Annotated in this window: 18 protein-coding genes; 12 read left to right on the top strand and 6 right to left on the bottom strand. The window is 74.5% G+C overall.

Annotated features, from left to right (window positions below; translation table 11 throughout):
* The first annotated feature begins 64 nt into the window (after positions 1 to 64).
* From mmuM to ACF07S_RS17105, 5 genes are all read left to right on the top strand, one after another.
* Complete coding sequence (gene mmuM / locus ACF07S_RS17125) at positions 65 to 976, top strand: homocysteine S-methyltransferase (RefSeq protein WP_391974495.1); 912 nt, start codon at positions 65 to 67, stop codon at positions 974 to 976.
* Between the two features lie 243 nt (positions 977 to 1219).
* On the top strand, positions 1220 to 1789 hold the full coding sequence (locus ACF07S_RS17120; protein WP_391964908.1) for a DinB family protein: 570 nt from the start codon (positions 1220 to 1222) through the stop codon (positions 1787 to 1789).
* Positions 1790 to 1915: 126 nt separating this feature from the next.
* On the top strand, positions 1916 to 2773 hold the full coding sequence (locus ACF07S_RS17115) for a phosphotransferase (protein ID WP_391974494.1): 858 nt from the start codon (positions 1916 to 1918) through the stop codon (positions 2771 to 2773).
* Positions 2774 to 3156: 383 nt separating this feature from the next.
* A complete protein-coding gene (locus ACF07S_RS17110) occupies positions 3157 to 3891 on the top strand; it encodes a hypothetical protein (RefSeq protein WP_391964906.1) in 735 nt (244 codons plus the stop codon).
* Between the two features lie 19 nt (positions 3892 to 3910).
* Positions 3911 to 4804, top strand: coding sequence for a transporter substrate-binding domain-containing protein (locus tag ACF07S_RS17105; RefSeq protein WP_391964905.1), 894 nt, complete (start codon positions 3911 to 3913; stop codon positions 4802 to 4804).
* Here ACF07S_RS17105 and ACF07S_RS17100 read toward each other — a convergent pair whose 3' ends face one another.
* A complete protein-coding gene (locus ACF07S_RS17100) occupies positions 4805 to 5452 on the bottom strand; it encodes a ThuA domain-containing protein (protein WP_391974493.1) in 648 nt (215 codons plus the stop codon).
* A 301-nt stretch (positions 5453 to 5753) separates the two neighbouring features.
* Between ACF07S_RS17100 and ACF07S_RS17095 the strand changes: the two genes are divergently transcribed.
* On the top strand, positions 5754 to 6668 hold the full coding sequence (locus ACF07S_RS17095) for a LysR family transcriptional regulator (protein ID WP_391974492.1): 915 nt from the start codon (positions 5754 to 5756) through the stop codon (positions 6666 to 6668).
* Here the strand turns inward: ACF07S_RS17095 and ACF07S_RS17090 are convergent.
* The gene (locus ACF07S_RS17090) at positions 6655 to 7398 is read right to left on the bottom strand and encodes an SDR family oxidoreductase (RefSeq protein WP_391974491.1); all 744 of its coding nucleotides are present in this window, start codon (positions 7396 to 7398) and stop codon (positions 6655 to 6657) included. The genes ACF07S_RS17095 and ACF07S_RS17090 overlap by 14 nt on opposite strands.
* A 117-nt stretch (positions 7399 to 7515) precedes the next feature.
* The gene (locus tag ACF07S_RS17085; RefSeq protein ID WP_391974490.1) at positions 7516 to 7833 is read right to left on the bottom strand and encodes an SDR family oxidoreductase; all 318 of its coding nucleotides are present in this window, start codon (positions 7831 to 7833) and stop codon (positions 7516 to 7518) included.
* A 290-nt stretch (positions 7834 to 8123) separates the two neighbouring features.
* Here ACF07S_RS17085 and ACF07S_RS17080 point away from each other — a divergent pair, with 290 nt between their 5' ends.
* Positions 8124 to 8528 (top strand): VOC family protein, encoded by a 405-nt coding sequence (locus ACF07S_RS17080; RefSeq protein ID WP_391964900.1) that lies wholly within the window; start codon positions 8124 to 8126, stop codon positions 8526 to 8528.
* On the opposite strand, the gene ACF07S_RS17075 is transcribed toward ACF07S_RS17080, so the two are convergent.
* The 3 genes from ACF07S_RS17075 to ACF07S_RS17065 all read right to left on the bottom strand — a co-directional run bounded on the left by ACF07S_RS17075 (position 8508) and on the right by ACF07S_RS17065 (position 11515).
* Positions 8508 to 9200: a helix-turn-helix domain-containing protein gene (locus ACF07S_RS17075; protein WP_391964899.1), complete on the bottom strand. Its 693-nt coding sequence runs from the start codon at positions 9198 to 9200 to the stop codon at positions 8508 to 8510. The genes ACF07S_RS17080 and ACF07S_RS17075 overlap by 21 nt on opposite strands.
* Positions 9201 to 9210: 10 nt before the next feature.
* Positions 9211 to 10146: an AraC family transcriptional regulator gene (locus ACF07S_RS17070; RefSeq protein WP_391964898.1), complete on the bottom strand. Its 936-nt coding sequence runs from the start codon at positions 10144 to 10146 to the stop codon at positions 9211 to 9213.
* A 229-nt stretch (positions 10147 to 10375) separates the two neighbouring features.
* Positions 10376 to 11515: a YihY/virulence factor BrkB family protein gene (locus tag ACF07S_RS17065; RefSeq protein WP_391964897.1), complete on the bottom strand. Its 1140-nt coding sequence runs from the start codon at positions 11513 to 11515 to the stop codon at positions 10376 to 10378.
* 89 nt (positions 11516 to 11604) lie between these two features.
* On the opposite strand from ACF07S_RS17065, the gene ACF07S_RS17060 reads away from it, so the two are divergent.
* From ACF07S_RS17060 to ACF07S_RS17040, 5 genes are all read left to right on the top strand, one after another.
* A complete protein-coding gene (locus ACF07S_RS17060; RefSeq protein ID WP_391964896.1) occupies positions 11605 to 13239 on the top strand; it encodes an acyl-CoA dehydrogenase family protein in 1635 nt (544 codons plus the stop codon).
* A gap of 248 nt (positions 13240 to 13487) precedes the next feature.
* On the top strand, positions 13488 to 14777 hold the full coding sequence (locus ACF07S_RS17055; protein WP_391974489.1) for a GAF domain-containing protein: 1290 nt from the start codon (positions 13488 to 13490) through the stop codon (positions 14775 to 14777).
* A 260-nt stretch (positions 14778 to 15037) separates the two neighbouring features.
* The gene (locus tag ACF07S_RS17050) at positions 15038 to 16327 is read left to right on the top strand and encodes a hypothetical protein (protein ID WP_391964894.1); all 1290 of its coding nucleotides are present in this window, start codon (positions 15038 to 15040) and stop codon (positions 16325 to 16327) included.
* A gap of 60 nt (positions 16328 to 16387) precedes the next feature.
* Positions 16388 to 16960, top strand: coding sequence for a GNAT family N-acetyltransferase (locus tag ACF07S_RS17045; RefSeq protein ID WP_391964893.1), 573 nt, complete (start codon positions 16388 to 16390; stop codon positions 16958 to 16960).
* A 127-nt stretch (positions 16961 to 17087) separates the two neighbouring features.
* A complete protein-coding gene (locus tag ACF07S_RS17040; RefSeq protein ID WP_349817346.1) occupies positions 17088 to 17171 on the top strand; it encodes a putative leader peptide in 84 nt (27 codons plus the stop codon).
* The last annotated feature ends 122 nt before the right edge of the window (positions 17172 to 17293 follow it).

Below are 17293 nucleotides of genomic sequence, written 5' to 3'. Positions count from 1 at the left end.
AGCCCTCCCGGGCGGGCGCGCGCCGTGCGGGCCGCTGTGTGCCGCCTCGGCTACCGTCGGCGACATGAGCGGCATCCCCTCCCTCGCCGAGACCCTCACCACGGGCACCGTCGTCCTCGACGGCGGCCTGTCCAACCAGCTCGCGGCGGCCGGGCACGACCTGGGCGACGAGCTGTGGTCGGCACGGCTGCTCGCGGAGGACCCGGAGGCGGTGACGGCCGCCCACCTCGCCTACTTCGAGGCGGGCGCGGACGTGGCGATCACCGCCAGTTACCAGGCGACGTTCGAGGGCTTCGCCCGGCGCGGGATCGGCCGTGAGCGGGCGCGCGAACTGCTCGCCCTGAGCGTCGGATGCGCCCGCGAGGCGGCCCGCCGGGCCCGGGTGGCGCGCCCGCTGTGGGTGGCGGCCTCGGTCGGCCCCTACGGGGCGATGCTCGCGGACGGCTCCGAGTACCGGGGCCGCTACGGGCTCACCGTGTCCGAACTGGAGGCGTTCCACCGCCCCCGCCTGGAGGTCCTGGCCGCCGCCGGCCCCGACGTCCTCGCCCTGGAGACGATCCCGGACACGGACGAGGCCGAGGCCCTGCTGCGCGCGGTGCGCGGGCTCGGCGTACCGGCCTGGCTGTCGTACTCGGCCGCCGGCGACCGCACCCGGGCCGGGCAGCCGCTGGAGGACGCCTTCGCCCTGGCCGCGCGGGCGGACGAGGTGATCGCCGTCGGCGTGAACTGCTGCACCCCCGAGGACGCCGGCCACGCCGTCGCCCTCGCCGCCCGGGTCACCGGCGGACCCGTCGTGGTCTACCCCAACAGCGGGGAGGGCTGGGACGCCGGGGCGCGGGCGTGGACCGGCCGCCCGACGTTCACGGGCGAGCGGGTGACGGCGTGGCGGGCGTCGGGAGCACGGCTGATCGGGGGCTGCTGCCGGGTGGGACCGGAGACGATCACGTCGGTCGCGACGGCCCTGCGGACGCCGTAGCGAACTCGCACCGGACGACCCTCCCGGGCGCCCGCTCCCCCGGCACCCACGCGTCCGCCGGCTCGCCGGCTCGCCGGCGAGGAACGGCCCACGCCCGCCCTCCCCCTCCGGGAGGCGGGCACACCGCCCCCGCCGCCGTGTCCCCTCGACGCGTACACCCGAGCCGTCGGCGTACGGCAGACGAGGGCGCGGGCCCCCGGCCGCCCGAAAAGAACTGGCGGGCCCGAGCCCGCGCCGACGACCATGGCCCGCATGACCGACCAACCCGAACGCTGGACCCGGGCGACCGTCCACCCCGACATGTGGACCGACCCCGACGACGATCCCCGCGACAACGAGGGGCCCGGTCCGGACGGTGAACTCCCCACGCTGGAAGGCGTACTGAGGGACTACCGCCTGACCCTGCGGATGAAGTGCGAGGGACTGGACCCGGAGCAGCTGGCGCGTCGGTCGGTACCGCCGTCGACGATGTCGCTGCTCGGCCTGCTGCGGCATCTCGCCGAGGCCGAACGGGACTGGCTCAACTGGATCAGTGACGGGGAGCCGCTGCCGAAGCTGTACGGCAGGCGGGACGGGGACTTCGACGGAGCCGTCGCCGACCAGGCCGTGGTCGACGCCGCCTACGCCGACCTGGAGCGCGAGCAGGCCGCGACCGACGCCGCGCTGGCCCGGCACCCGGACCTGGGTGAACGCCTGGGGAGGGAGAAGATCGCGGTCCGGGAGCTGTTGGTGCACAGGATCGAGGAGTACGCCCGCCACTGCGGCCACGCCGACCTGCTGCGCGAGTGCGTCGACGGACGGGTGGGGCAGTGACCGCGCCGTGCCGTGACCGCGGTCCCGGCACGACGGCGCCGGGGCCGCGGGATCGCCGGCCGGCCCCTGCCCGGCGGTGCGGCACGGACTTCGGACCCATGGACGACGGAGAGAAGGACCAGCGACATGCAGGCGTCGGAAGTCCGGCGTGCGACGGCCGCGGCCCTGTCGGCCGCCTCGGCACTGGGCCTCACGGCCGAGGGCGCGACCGTTCTCCACGACTCGAACAAGGTGACGCTGCGGCTGCTGCCGTGTGACGTCCTGGCCCGGGTCGCACCGGCGGCGCGGCAGGTCGCACAGTTCGAGGTCGACCTCGCCCGGCGGCTCGTCGCGTCCGGGTGCCCGGTGGCCGCCCTCGACCCCCGGGTGGAGCCACGCGTCCACGAACGCGACGGCTTCGTGATCACGCTGTGGACCTACTACGCACCCGCGGCCCCCCACGAGGTCCCGCCCGCCGACTTCGCCGCCACCCTCGAGCGGCTGCACGCCGGCATGCGCACGCTCGACGTCCCGGCGCCGCACTTCACGGAGCGGGTCGCCTGCGCCCGGGAACTCCTGGCCGACCGCGACCGCACCCCGGCGCTCGCCGACGCGGACCGGGAACTGCTCGGTGACACCCTGCGGAGCACGGGACGGGTGATCGCCGGGCGCGGCGGCGCCGAGCAGCTGCTGCACGGCGAGCCGCACCCGGGGAACGTGCTCACCACGGAGGAGGGGCTGCTCTTCGTCGACCTGGAGACGTGCTGCCGTGGGCCCGTCGAATTCGACCTCGCCCACGCGCCCGAGGAGGTCGGCGAGCACTATCCGGGCGTCGACCGGGAGTTGCTGCGCGCCTGCCGGTTGCTCGCACTGGCGATCATCACGACATGGCGCTGGGACCGTGACGACCGGCTCCCGGACGGACACCGGTTGGGCACGCGGTGGCTCGAACGGATCCGAGCGGCACTCGGCCCCGACGGCCTCGGCATCGCGACGGGGAGCTGACCGGAGACGGCACCGCCGGGCATGCCGTCCCCCGAGGCCGTCGGCGGCAAGGGGGCGGCCGCGCGGTGACGGGGAGCCGCACGAACCCGTCCGGGTCACCGTGGCACCCGGACCCAGGCACCGATGACCTGCTCCACCCGGGTGCCGTGGTCCTCGAGGACCCGTCGGCGACGGCCCTGCACCTCCTGCCGCGCACGAGGGACGGCCACCACCCGGAGGGCACCCGCACGGAACCGTCGACGCGGCCGGTGGAGCGCGCGAGTACGGCGCCACCGGGCACCTCGTAGCACATCGGCACGCGATTACGGGTCATGTCGCGTCATACCCAGCCACTTTTCCGACTTCGCCTGTTGCGCCACCTCGTGTCTCCTTATGCTGCCCGCGTGACCAGCGACACATCGAGCACATCGGCAGGTGAGGATCCCCCGAGCGGCACCGACCCGCCGGCCCATTGGCTCCAGGACGCGGCTCGGCGGGTGCGCGACGCCACCGCCGGCACCCGTGGGCTCACCCTGTTGCTCCTGGCCGATCTCGTGACCGTCCTCGGCGCGGGTGCCGTCTGGCTGGCGCTCGGCGGGGACCCCACGGTGGTCGGCGTGACGGCCGGGGCCCTGCTGGCCTTCGCCGCCGCCATGCTGCCGCTCATCGAGCGCCGGGCCCCGGGCAGGGCGCCGCACCAGTGGCCGCCCTTCGTCCTCGTGGTCATTCCGCTGGCCGTCCTGACCGTGGGACTGCCCGCCCTGGCCGCGTGGGCGTACTGGGACAGCCGTCCCGTGAACGTGACGCATGACGTCGACCTCGACTTCACCCCGCCCCTGACGGACGGCGACACCGCCGTCGCCACCGTGCACGCCGGCGACCCGAAACCGCGGCTCGCCATCACCTTCGACGTGGCCCCGCACGACCCCGCCGCTCCGGTGTGCGTGCCGGGCAGCGAGTTGACCGTGCGCCTCAAGGGCGGCGCCGGGAAGAACCGGATCCAGAGCGGCGCCCCCGGCACCGAGTTCACCTTCGACCTGGGGCGCGGGACGACCGATGCCGAACTGTCCGTCCGGCTCCGGGCGGAACAGGGCTGCGAACTGAACCTGTCCGTCGCCTCGGCGCACTTGGATGATTAGGAAAGCCCCAGTGACAGCCATGACCCGTACCCGACGTCACCCGCTCCCGCGCCGCTCCCCCGGCCACCGGCGCACGCGCATCACGGTGACCGCCCTGCTGCTGCTCACCGCCGCGGCCTGCCAGCAGGCGGACCCGCAACCGGACGACAAGTCCCTCACCGGCACGGTCTACATCGGCGTCAAGACCGACCAGCCGGGATTCAGCCAGCACCGTGAACACAACGACCGCGGCTTCGAGGTCGACCTGGCCTCCTACCTCGGTGAGGAGATCGGCTTCGCCCCGAAGTTCCACGACGTGGTGTCCGCCGAGCGGGAACAGGAGCTCGTCAACAAGTCGCTGGACATGATCATCGCCACGTACTCCATCACCCCGGAGCGGGATGACCGGGTCGACTTCGTCGGCCCCTACTTCATCACCAAGCAGGGCTTCCTGGTCCGTGCGGACTACCGGGGCATCAGGAACGAGAAGGACGTGGCCGGCAAGGTCGTCTGCACCGTCGAGGGATCGACGTCGGCCATCGCGCAGCTGCCCGGCGGCACGACGCCGCACACGGAGAGCGACTACTCGACCTGCGTGCGCAAGCTGCAGCAGAAGGACGTGGACGCGGTGTTCACCGACGAGGCGCTGCTCTACGGATACGTGGAGCAGTACCGGAACAGCAAGGTGCCGCTCGAGGTCGTCCGGGACGTCTCGTTCGGGAGCATCAACCGGTACGGCATCGGGCTGCCGGAGGGCCGGCCGGAGAACTGCGCCCGGCTCCGCGAAGCCCTGCGCGGGTACCTCACCGAGGAGTGGGCCAGTGACGTCAAGGCCCAGCTGCCCGCGCTGGTCGCCGCCTACCCCGGCGACTGGGAGAACCGGTTCCGTCCCGACCCGGAGGACGTGGACACGTACTCCTCCTGCAAGCCGTGATCAGCGAGCGGCCGCCCAGGTGATCCCGCCGAGCAGGTGGGCGCGGAAGTCCGGGTCGGCGTAGATCTCGGGGGTGTGGCCGAGGGCCGTGTAGAAGACGCGGCCCTCGCCCTGGCCGCGGCACCAGGCCAGGGGGTGGTCGTCGCCCATGCCGCCACCGTCGTACGAGGACTCGTCGGCGCGGAGCAGGACCCGTGCCCGGCCGCGGGGGCCGGCGCGGAAGTCGTACCACTCGTCGGTGACGTGCCAGACGCGCGGCAGGTGCCGGGTGGCCGGGTGGTCGTGGTCCTCGACCAGGGCCCGGCCCGGCTGGAGGGCGGGGTGGCGGTCGAAGCGGGCACCGAGCAGCTCGCCGTAGTACGGCCAGTCGTACTCGGTGCAGGCTGCGGCGTGCACCCCGGCGAAGCCGCCGCCCGCCTCGACGTACGACCTGAGCCGCTCCCGGCCGGGCGGGGTGAGCACCTCGCCGCTGGTGGAGAGGAAGACGACGGCGGCGTACCGGTCGAGGGGGCCCTCGAAGGCGGCGGGGTCCTCGGTGGCCTCGACGTCGAAGGCTCCGAGGCCGCGCAGGGCGGCGACACCGGCCGGGATGGAATCGTGCCGGTAGTCCGTGGTGCGGGTGTGGACGAGGAGTGCGGGGGCTGCCATGCGCCGGAGCCTATGCGAGGGCGGCGGAAACCCGGCGCCGGACGGTCGTCCGGACCGTCCGGACCGCCCGGACCGTGCGGACGACCGGCAACCGGATCACCTCGCGCACGGCGGACGGCGCACGGCACACGGCGGACACGCCCCGGAACCCGGTGGCACGCCTTCGTCCGTGACGTCGGCTGCCGCCCGGCCGGCCTCCGCCCGCGTCGCCGCCGGGCGCCCCAGGGGGAGGACCACTCACGATGACGACGATCGCAACGGGGCGGACCGGCGGTCCGCCGCGGGGAGGGTACGGGAGCCGATGAGCCTTCGTCAGTACGAGTACGCCCTGGCCGTCGCCGAGGAGGGCTCGGTGACGGCGGCGGCGGAGCGGCTGCGCGTCGCCCAGCCGTCGGTGTCCCAGCAGATCCGCGGCCTGGAACGGGACCTCGGTGTGCGGCTGTTCGCCCGCACGCCGGCCGGCCTGGTGCCCACCGCGGTCGGCCGCGCCTTCCTGCGGGAGGCGCAGGTCGCGGTGAGCGCCTCGCGGCGGGCGAGGGCGACGGCGCGGGCCGGTGCCGACGAGCTGGTGGGCGAGCTGACGGTCGCGGTGCAGATGGGCTTCGGCACGCGGCAGCTGCCGAACGCGCTGGGCACGCTGCGCCGCCGCTTCCCGCGGCTGGAGGTCACCGTCTTCGAGGAGCCGAGCTCCGCCGAGCTGGACCGGCTGTGCCGCCGGGGCGTGCTGGACCTCGCCCTGATGGCGGCGTGCGAGCGGAGCCCCGCCGACGCCCACCACCTCGGTGACGAGGAGCTCGTCGTGGTGCTGTGCGCCGGGCACCCGCAGCTCGCCGCGGACCGGGTCGAGCTGCGCGCGCTGGAGGGCGAGCCGTGGGTGAGGTTCGACCGTGACAGCGCGCTCGACGGGGTACTGAAGAACGTGCTGCGGGACAACGCCCTGACCCCGGTCACGGCCGCCCGCGTGTCCCAGACGGCGACGGCCGTGCGCTGGGCCGCCCACGGACTGGGGGTGACGCTCGTCCCGGCCTCCGTGGTGCCCGACGCTCACCGGCACCTGGCCCGCCCGGTGTCGCCGGTGGTGACCCACCCCGTCATCGCCGTGGTCCGGCGGGACGCGGGCCCGGCGGAGACGGCTCTGCTCGGCCTCCTGCGCGAGGAGACCTGGTCGGAGTCCGCCTCCGCGGCGGTACGGCGGGACCGGCTCAGAGCTGGGTGACACCTCCGTCCACGGCCAGCTCGGCGCCGGCGGTGTACGTGGCGTCGAAGGCGAGGAACACGGCGGCCCTGGCGACCTCCTCGGGGGTGCCGAAGCGCCGCATGGGATTGTCCGCGACCCGCTCCGCCTTGAACCGCTCGGCGGCCTCCGGGGTCATCGCGCTGTCCAGGATCCCGGTGTCGACGGGACCGGGACTGACCGCGTTGACGCGGATGCCGCGCGGCAGCAGCTCGCTGGAGAGGCTGCGGGCCATCGAGCGCAGTGCCGCCTTGCCGGCCGCGTAGACACTGGTCTCCCGCATGCCGATCACGTTCGCGGCCGAGGTGGTGAGGACGACGCCGGCGCCCGTGCCCAGCAGCGGGGCGAGCTTCTGCACGGTGAAGAAGGCACCCTTGACGTTGATCGCGAACAGCTCGTCGTACGCCTCCTCGGTCGTCGACCCGAAGGGCGTGGGGGGTGCGATGCCGGCGTTGACGAACAGGGCGTCCAGCGTGCCGAGTTCGTCCTTCACCCGGTCGGCCAGGGCGTCCAGGTCGGGCAGGGAGGCCACATCGCCCCGGACGGCCACCGCGTTGCCGCCGAGCCGCTCCCGCGCGGCGTCGAGCGTGGCCCGGGAGCGGCCGGTGATCACCACGCGCGCTCCGCCGTCCACCAGCAGCCGCGCCATCGCGAATCCCATGCCGCTGCCGCCGCCCGTGATCACCGCGTTCTTGTCGCTGTATTCACCCATGACGGGGTTCCTCCGTTCTTTCTCTCGCGGACCGGTGCCGTACTCGATTACCGGTCGGGCGCACGTCGCCGTATTCCATCGCGCGAAAATCGGCGACGTTCCGAAATGGAGTCGGCGTCATCCCCTGGGAAATTCGCCGCCGTCCACGACGAGATTGCTTCCGGTCAGCCAGCCCGCCCGGTCGGACACCAGGAACAGCACCGCGTGGGCGATGTCCTCGGGCCGGCCCTCGCGCCCCAGCGGCGGGGTGGCCGTGGCGGCGGCGGTCCCGTCCGGCACCGTGCCCCTCGCCGACCTGGCGGTCGTGAGCACCTGGGCGCCCGCGTCCAGGAGGTGGCGCACGACGGCCGCTCCGATGCCGCGCGAACCGCCCGTGACCAGGGCCCGCCTGCCGGCGAGTTCCCGCGTTCCCGATCCGTTGTCGGTTGTGGCCATGCCACCGGTCCTTTCGATCGTTCATCCGTGCGCTCGACGGAAAAGGACGGGCGTGCGCGGAGCGCGAATTCCGGAATTCGGAGAGACACCACGGCGAACGCCCGGTCGAGCGGTTTCACGGTACGTTCGGGAAAGAACGGGAGGCAAAGACGAAATATGAGCAGGGGGTATAGGGATGTCCTATGGCGGTCCTCCGGCCCCGTCCGGGTGGCTCCGGTGGACGGGTGCGGCGGGGGCCGGTGTCCGATTCCTTCAAGACCGGTCCGGCGGGCCGGTCCTACGGTGGCCGCATGAGTGCACGATTCGATGCCATCGGGCTGGTGGTCTCCGACATGACCGCCTCCGTCGCCTTCTACCGGCGGCTCGGGTTCGCCTTCCCGGAGGGGGCCGAGGAGCAAGGACACGCGGAGGCCGCGCTTCCGGGAGGACTGCGGCTGTTGCTGGACACGGAGGAGGTGGTCCGGTCCTTCCACCCGGACCGGGAGCCCCCGAAGGGCGGGGGCCGGGCGTCCCTGGCGCTGCGGTGTGACAGTCCCGCGGAAGTCGACACGCTGTTCGCCGGGATGACCGGCACCGGCAGCCGTGGCGAACTCGAGCCGTGGGACGCGGTGTGGGGACAGCGGTACGCCGTCGTCCTCGACCCGGACGGGAACGGGGTGGACCTGTTCGCGCCGCTACCCGCGGGCGGCGAGTAGGTCCCTCAGCGGCAGTCCGGTCAACTGCCGTACGTCTCGGGCGAGATGCGACTGGTCCGCATAGCCGGCCCGGGCCGCCGTCTCCGCGAGGGGGACACCCGCCCGGGCCAGGGCGAGGGCGCGGCGCAGACGGAGGATGCGGGCCAGCGTCTTGGGCCCGTAGCCGAACGCGGTCAGCGAACGGCGGTGCAACCGACGTGCTCCCAGGCCCAGTTCGCCGGCGATCGTGGCGACCGGGCGGCCCGCGCCGAGAGCGGCCACGAGGTGGTCGAGCAGGGGGTCGGGCGGGGCGGTCTCCGCCGCCCGGCGCCGCGCCAGCTCCTCCAGGCCGTGCGCCGGGTCGACCGCCGCGTCGACGCGGGCGGCCAGCCGGCGGACCCGGGCCGCCGGCCACAGGTCGGCCAGGTCGACGCGGCGGTCGCGCAGTTCGTGCGCGGGGACGCCCAGCAGGGCGGGCGCGGTGCCGGGGCGGAAGCGGATGCCCGCCCAGGTGCTCGGCGCCCCTCCGGTGAGGTGCGCGCGCGTGTCGGGACCGGCGACCAGCAGGCGGCCCTCGTTCCAGAGCAGGTCCATGCAGCCGTCGGGCAGCACCCTGCCCTGCCCGTCCCCGGCCGGGGTGCTGGTCCACACGACCGCGCCCGGCAGCAGCCGTGAGGCCCGCTCCCTGTACACGCGGCCCAGGCTACGCGCCCCGCGTCCGCCACTCCTGGGGACTGACGCCGTAGGCCCGTTTGAAGGCCGCGGACAGGGCGAAGGCGCTGCCGTATCCGACCCCGCGGGCGATCGCGCCGACGGTGTCGCCGGTGTCGCGGAGCCGGTCGGCGGCGAGGGCGAGGCGCCAGCCGGTGAGGTGGGTCATCGGGGGTTCGCCGACGAGCTCCGTGAAGCGGCGGGCCAGGGCGGCCCGGGAGACGCCGGCCTTCGCGGCGAGTGCGGCGACCGTCCACGGGTGCGCGGGATCGTCCTGGAGCAGGCGCAGCACGGGCCCCACGACCGGGTCCGCCCGCGCCCGGTACCAGGCGGGCGGCTCCGCCTCCGGACGGGCGAACCAGGCCCGCAGCGCGGCGATGACCAGCAGGTCCAGCAGCCGGTCCAGGACGACCTCCTGACCCGGTGCGTCGCGCACGACCTCCTCCATGAGGAGGGGCGTGAGCGGGCAGTCCCACACGTCGGTGGTGAGGGAGAGCAGCGGCGGCAGCGCGTCGAGGAGCCGGCCGCCGGTCTCGCCCCGCATCCGGTAGGTGCCGATCAGCATCACCGCCTCGCCGTCCGGCCGGTCGCCCCACGTGCGGACGCCGAGGTCCATCACGCCGTCGAGGGGGCGTCCGTCGGGGTGGTGGCACCCGCCGCCCGGCAGGATCAGCGCCTGCGGTGCCGTGTCCGGGTCGTCGGCGCAGGTGTACGGGTCGGGGCCGCGCGCGATGGCGAGGTCGCCGGGGCGCAGCCGCAGCCGTTCTCCCGCGTCGGGCACGATCCACGCCTCGCCGCGGGCGAGGAGCATCACCGTCAGCGGGGCCCGGTCCTCCACCCGTACCGCCCACGGCGGGTCGAAACACGCCCTGATCATGAACGCGCCGCGGGCGCGGGGGCCCTCGAGCAGGCCGGTGAGTGCGTCCATGGGGTCAGCGTAGACGCGGGCTCGTGGGACGAGCCGTCCGGCGGCGGTTCCCCGCGGCGCACGGCAGCCGACCCGGCGCATGACACGGAGGCGGAGTGCGCGGGCACGGCGGGCATCCCCCCGGTCGCCGCGGGCGCCTCGGGACGTGCCGGATGCCGGCCGCGCGGGTGGCGCACGCCGCCCGCGCGGCCGGGCCGACGGTGCGGGCCGCGTCGCGGGCGGCCGGGGCTCACTTCTCCTCGTGGTCCGGTTCGTCGCCGCTCCTCGGGTGGGCGGTCCGCGCATGGGTGCGCAGGCGGGCCGTGACGTCCTCCGGCGGCAGGAAGCGGGACCAGCGTTCGGGGAACTCGGAGGGCATGTCGGGGTCCGCCCCGCCGGCCGCGGCGGTGCGGGCCACGTACTCGGCGACCTGCGCCTGCCGCAGCCGCTCGTTGGCCTCGCGGGCCGCGGCGGTCGCGGCGGCCGGCCAGACCCGGTCGATGGCCGCGTTGACGGCGGCGCCGACGAGCACGGCGAACGCGGCCACACCGATCCACAGCAGTACGGCGACGGGGGCGGCGAGGGAGCCGTAGATGGTGGGTCCCTCGACGGTGTTGGTGAGGTAGATCCGCAGCAGGAAGCTGCCGAGCACCCACATGCCGAGGGCGACCAGCGCGCCGGGCACGTCCTCGATCCACGGGGAGCGCACCGGCACGGACACGTGGTACAGGGTGGTGAGGAAGGCGATCGACAGCAGGATCACGACCGGCCAGTACAGGATCTGGACGACGGTCGTGGACCAGGGCACGATCCGCACGACCGCGTCCGGGCCGGCGACCATCAGCGGCAGCGCGATCGAGCCGATCAGCAGGGCGACGATGAACAGCAGGAACGCCATCAGCCGGGTCTTGACGATGCCCCGGACGCCGTCGAGGCCGTACATCACGGTGATGGTGTCGATGAAGACGTTCACCGCGCGGGAGCCCGACCACACGGCGAGCAGGAAGCCGAGGGAGATGACGTCGGGCCGGCCGCCCTTCGTCACGTCCGCCAGGATCGGCTCCGCGATCTGGTTCACGCCCCGGTCGGAGAGGACCGTGCGGGAGGCGTCGAGCAGGTTGCGCTGCAGGCTCTGGATGGTGTCGGCGCCGGTCCAGGCGTCGACGTAGCCCAGCAGGCCGATCATGCTGAGCAGCAGCGGGGGCACGGACAGCAGGGTGAAGAACGCCGCCTCCGCCGCCAGGCCCAGGATGCGGTACTCGATGCAGGAGTTGACGGTGTCCTTCAGCAGCAGCCAGGCGGTCCTGCGTTTGGAGACGTTCCGGTACAGGGCCCGGGCCCGGTGGAGGCGGCCGGAGGGCGCGTCGGGGGATTCGCTTGCTGGCTGCACGACCTAAAGGTATCCGTCGTGCCTGGTCGCACTCACCCACAGGCCGGTTCGCCGGGTGAGGCGGGCGTACCGCGGGGTAGGTTCGGGACATGGCAGGCACCACGCACACCGTGACCAACCAGGCTCCCCCGCTGGTGCAGTACGACGTGTTCGGCGCCGACCGCGCCCTGGTGGAGGCGGTCGAGCGGCATCTGGACCCGGATGTGCTGGAGGAGGGCCGGTCCGAGTTGTCGGGGCTCGGACGGACGGCCGGCTCCGCGCAGGTGCAGGAGTGGGGGGTGCAGGCCAACGAGCATCCGCCGCGGCTGCGCACCCACGACCGCTACGGTCACCGGGTCGACGAGGTCGACTTCCACCCCGCCTGGCACCGGCTGCTCGGCAAGGGCGTCTCGGCGGGGCTGACGGCGGCCTGGGGACGGCCGGGCGGGCATGTGCGGCGGGCGGCGGCGTTCCTGGTGTGGACGCAGGTCGAGGCCGGCAACGGCTGCCCGCTGTCGATGACCCACGCGGCGGTCCCCGCGCTGCGCGCCGACCCGGCGCTGGCGGCGGAGTGGGAACCCCGGCTGACCTCCATGGTCTACGACCGTGCCCTGCGGCCGGCCGGGGAGAAGGCCGGCGTCCTGTTCGGGATGGGCATGACGGAGAAGCAGGGCGGCAGCGACGTACGGGCCAACACGACGGCCGCGCGGCCGCTGGCGGAGGACGGCGCGTACGAGCTGACCGGGCACAAGTGGTTCTGCTCGGCGCCCATGTCGGACGCCTTCCTGGTGCTGGCGCAGGCGCCCGGGGGCCTGACGTGTTTCCTGGTGCCGCGCGTGCTGCCGGACGGCACGCGCAACGTGTTCCTCGTCCAGCGGCTCAAGGACAAGCTGGGCAACCGGTCCAACGCCTCCGCCGAGGTCGAGTTCGACGGCACGTGGGCGCGCCGGGTCGGGGACGAGGGGGCGGGGGTGCGCACCATCATCGGCATGGTGGCGGCGACCCGGCTCGACTGCGTGCTGGGCTCGGCGGGGCTGATGCGGCAGGCCGTGGCGCAGGCCGTCCACCACTGCACGCACCGCGAGGCGTTCGGCGGGCGGCTCGCCGACAAGCCGCTGATGCGCAATGTGCTCGCCGACCTCGCGCTGGAGTCGGAGGCGGCCACCACGCTCGCGCTGCGGCTGGCGGCGGCCTACGACGACGGCGGTGAGCAGGAGCGGGCGCTGCTGCGGATCGCGGTGCCGGCGGCCAAGTACTGGGTGACCAAGCGGTGCGCGCCGCTCGCGGTGGAGGCGGCGGAGTGCCTGGGCGGCAACGGGTACGTCGAGGAGTCGGGGATGCCCCGGCTGGTGCGCGAGTCGCCGCTGAACTCGATCTGGGAGGGCGCGGGCAACGTCCAGGCGCTGGACGTGCTGCGGGCGCTGCGCCGGGAGCCGGGGGCGCTGGACGCGTATCTGCGGGAGGTCGGGCAGGCACGGGGGGCCGACCACCGGCTGGACGGGGCGATCAAGAACCTGCTGTCCGACCTGGCGGACCTGGAGGGCGTCGAGGGGCGGGCGCGGCGGCTGGTGGAGCGGCTGGCGCTGGTGCTGCAGGGGTCGCTGCTGGTGCGGTACGCGCCGCCGGAGGTGGCGGACGCGTTCTGCGCGGCGCGACTGGGCGGGGACGGGGGCGCGGCCTTCGGGACGCTGCCGCACACGCTGGATCTGGCGGCGGTGGTGGAGCGGGCCCGGCCGGTCTCCTGAGGGACGGCGCGCGGGCGCGACGCGGGGGTGGTGCTGCGCCGACACGGCACCACCCCCGCCGCACTTGGCCCCTTGCGAGCCGTGGACGCCGCCGCTCGGGACGGCGTCGCTCAAGTCTCGATCAGCCGTGGGCCGTCCCGCCAGGGTTGCAGTGGGTTGCAACTCGGCGCCGCACCGGCCGTACCGGGCGTGGACACCGGGAGCGGGCGGCAGTATGGGACGGACAGCCCTTTCTCCCGGGAGGACCGGTGGCACTCTCGCCGATGGACGTGACGCAGCTGGCGGCCCTCGACACCACCCGTGCGGCCCGGGTGCTCAGCGAGGTCCGCTCCGCCGCGCTGGCCGGGCAGCGCGCGCCGGTGGCTCCGCGGCCGGTGATCGGGCAGTCCTGGGAGCGGATGCTGCGCAGCGGCGTGGACCCGGACCACGGCTTGCGCAGTGGTCTGCTGTCCGCCGAGGAGGTGCAGCGGCGGCGGGAGTCCTCGACGCTGCGGCAGGTGCTGCCGGTGCTGCGGGAGGGGCTGCTGTCGGTCGCGGACGTCGCCCACCACATCATGGTGGTGGCCGACGAGGAGGGCCGGGTGCTGTGGCGGGAGGGCAGCGCGCCGGTGCTGCGCAGGGCCGACGGGCTGGGCCTGGAGGTCGGCGCGGACTGGCGCGAGGACGTGGTCGGCACCAACGGGGTGGGCACCCCGGCGGTGACGGGGCGTCCGGTGCAGGTCTTCGCCTCCGAGCACTTCGTGCGCTCGCACGCCGCGTGGACGTGTGCCGGGGCGCCGATCACGGACCCGCGGAACGGGCGGCTGATCGGTGTGGTGGATGTGAGCGGGCCGCTGGAGACGATGCATCCGGCCACGCTGGCCTGGGTCGACTCGGTGGCCAGGCTCGCCGAGGCGCGGCTGCGGGAGACGCACGCGCGGTCGCTGGAACGGCTGCGCGCGGTGGCGACGCCGGTGCTGGCCCGGATCGACGGGCGGGCGCTGGTGGTGGACCGCGACGGGTGGACGGCGGCGGTGACGGGGACGCCGTACACGGAGCGGCTCGCGCTGCCCGAGTCGGCGTCGGCGGGGATGCGGTGGCTGCCGGCGCTGGGCCGGTGCTCGCTGGAGCCGCTGGCCGGGGGCTGGCTGGTGCGGGCGGCGGACGAGCCGGTGGCGCGTGCCGCGACCCGGATCGTGCTGGACCTCGGGGACCCGCGCCGCCGGTCGGTGGAGGTGTCCGGCGGGACGGGTTCGTGGAGCCGGGAACTGAGCCCCCGCCACGCCGAGTTGCTGTACCTGCTGGCCGTCCACCGGGCCGGCCGCAGCGCCGCGGACCTCGCCCGGGACGTCTTCGGCGACCCGGCCCGTACGGTGACGGTGCGCGCGGAGATGTCCCGGGTGCGCCGCTATCTGGGCACCCTCCTGGACCACCGGCCGTACCGTTTCGCGGAGGGCACCGCGGTCGACCTCCTCCTTCCGGACGACCCCCGCGACCTCCTCCCCCGTTCTGCGGCCCCGGCCCTGAGGCGGCGCCACCCGCCGTCTCCGGACCGCTGATCCCGGCACGCCGGTCCCGCTGCGGACCCCGCGGGTGACCGGGGCCGTCGCCCCCGGTGGGCGGGCCCCCGCCGGGACCGCCCGCTGTCGCACACCCGTGCCCGGGGGCGGGCTCCGGACGGCCGGCCGGCGTGCAATTACGGGGTCTTCGTCACCCGCCGGGTGCGTCTGACGTAGCATCCAGGTACGGGCCATCCCATCTGCTTCACGGTCAACCCGCGGCTCACCGGACGCAGTTGACTCGCCTCGGGAGGACGGTTATGAAGCATCGCGGCAGACACCGCCGGCGCAGGCGGAGCAGGGTGTTGCGGGCGACGCTGGCCGGGACCGCCCTCGCGCTGACCGCGGCCGCCACGATGATCAGTGCCTCGCAGGCCACCGACGCCGCCGACCCCGGGGCGCTGAAACCGCTGACCGCGTCCGCCGAGACCACTCCGCTGCGGCTGACCGAGCGCGGCGTCCCGCGCGGCACGCTCGACCGGCTCTCCGAAGGGATGGGCCGGCCCGTCGGCGTCGGTGCCGTGCTCGCCGACCCCGACGGCTCCCTGCGCGACGCGGACGACTGCACGGCCGACGACCGGCGTGCCCTGCCGGTCGAACCGGCCGCGACGCGGGCGTACTGCTGGCCGGGCGCCGACACCGACGGCTGGCGGTCCGGCGCGGTGACCACCTCCGGGGACGCCGACGACGACGGCCGCTGGGGCGAGCACCGGGTGATCCTCTCCGGCTGGAGCCGGGCGGGCACGACGGCCGAGGGCGGTCTCGCCCGCGTCGCCTTCGTCGACGCCGGTGACCCGGACCGCCTCAGCTACACCTGGGCCCTGCTGACCGTTCCGGTGGACGGCGGCCACGACTACCGCGGGCTCGGCTCCGCCGTGTCCGGCATGGTCTGGTACCAGGACAAACTGCTGGTCACCGCAGGCCGGGGCGAGAACAGCACGCTGTACGTGTACGACGTGGACCGGGTCCAGCGGGCCACCGTGGACGGCACGCCGGTGGGCCGGGTGCCCGGCGGCTGGTCGGCCGCCGGGGCGCGCTACGTGCTGCCGGCCGTCGCCTCCTACCGGGCGGACGGGGCCGGCTCCCCCCGGCCGGGCGGCATCTCCCTGGATCGCAGCACCGCGCCCGACAGCCTGGTCGCGCACGAGGCGGCGCCCCCGGACGACGACGGGCCCACCCGGCTGTGGCGGTACGCGTTCAGCACCGACCCGGAGCGGAGAGGGCTGCTGGAGACGGATCCGGTGGCGCACGCGCACGCGGTCGCGGCGTACGAGACCGAGCTGACCGGTGTGCACAGTGTGCTGTCGTACCGGTCGGGCTGGTATCTCGGCCGGACCGCCGGGGCGCCGGACGAGCGCGGCACGCTGTGGCGGCAGGACACCGACGGGGCCCGGCCCACCCGCTGCGGGGCGGACGAGACGCACCGCTGCTGGAGCGGCGGGGCGACGTCGCTGTCCTACTGGCAGGAGACCGGCGTCCTGTGGTCCCAGTCCGGCCGGGCGCTGTTCGCCCTGCCGCTGGCCTCGGTCGAGAGGTCCCTCGACCGGTAGCCGTCCCCTCCCCGGGCGGGCGTTCGACACGGGCTCGTGCCGGATGGTTCCCTTTCGGGCATGACGACCATCGCCGTGACCACCTGGTCCCTGGAGCAGACCGCGCCCACCGATCTCCGTCGGGCCGGCGTGCCCGAGGGCGAGGTGCGGGTCGTCCGCTCCGAGGTGCCCTCGCCCGAGTTCAGCCGTTTCCTGTACGCCTCGGTCGGCGGCGACATCCGCTGGACCGACCGGCTGGGCTGGACGTACGCGCAGTGGATGGAGCATCTGGACCGGCCGGGTGTGGAGACCTGGGTCGCCTACGAACGGGGGACGCCCGCGGGATACGTGGAGCTCCAGGCGCAGGACGGCGGGAGCGTGGAGATCGTCTACTTCGGGCTGCTGCCCGGCTTCCGGGGCCGCCGCATCGGCGGTCACCTGCTGTCGTACGGGACGGCGCGGGCCTGGGACCTGGCGGAGCGGTGGCCGGGGCTGGAGCCGACCGCCCGGGTGTGGCTGCACACGTGCAGCAAGGACGGCGAGCACGCCCTGGACAACTACCGGCGCCGGGGCTTCACCCTCTTCGACACCCGGGTCGGACAGGAGCCGGACGTGCCCACTCCGGGCCCGTGGCCGGGCGCCTACCCGGCCTGACCTGCGCGGACAAGAGTTTCCGCAGCTCTTGTGACCAAGGACACCCTTGTCTCGTGATCCGAGACCAAGGTGTCCGCATCATGGATGAAGCTGGACTGTGTCCAGATCGCCGTGACACGCTTCCGTCATGTCCGGAACTGGAATCGCCTTGGTGAGTCGGCGGCACGTCGACCTCGGCCGCATGTCCAGCGCCATCTGTCCGGTGCGCTGAGAGCAACCAGCAGCACCCGACAGCGCCCGACATCCTCTTTCTCGCTCCACCTCCCGCGCAATGACGCGCATGCCTGCCCATGCGCCCGTATGCGCAGGTCAGAGCCGCATTCCCGCCTGCCC

The organism is Streptomyces sp. NPDC016640, from assembly GCF_043076215.1.
Classification (GTDB): Bacteria; Actinomycetota; Actinomycetes; order Streptomycetales; family Streptomycetaceae; genus Streptomyces.
This window is presented reverse-complemented; position numbering and strand designations above follow the sequence as displayed.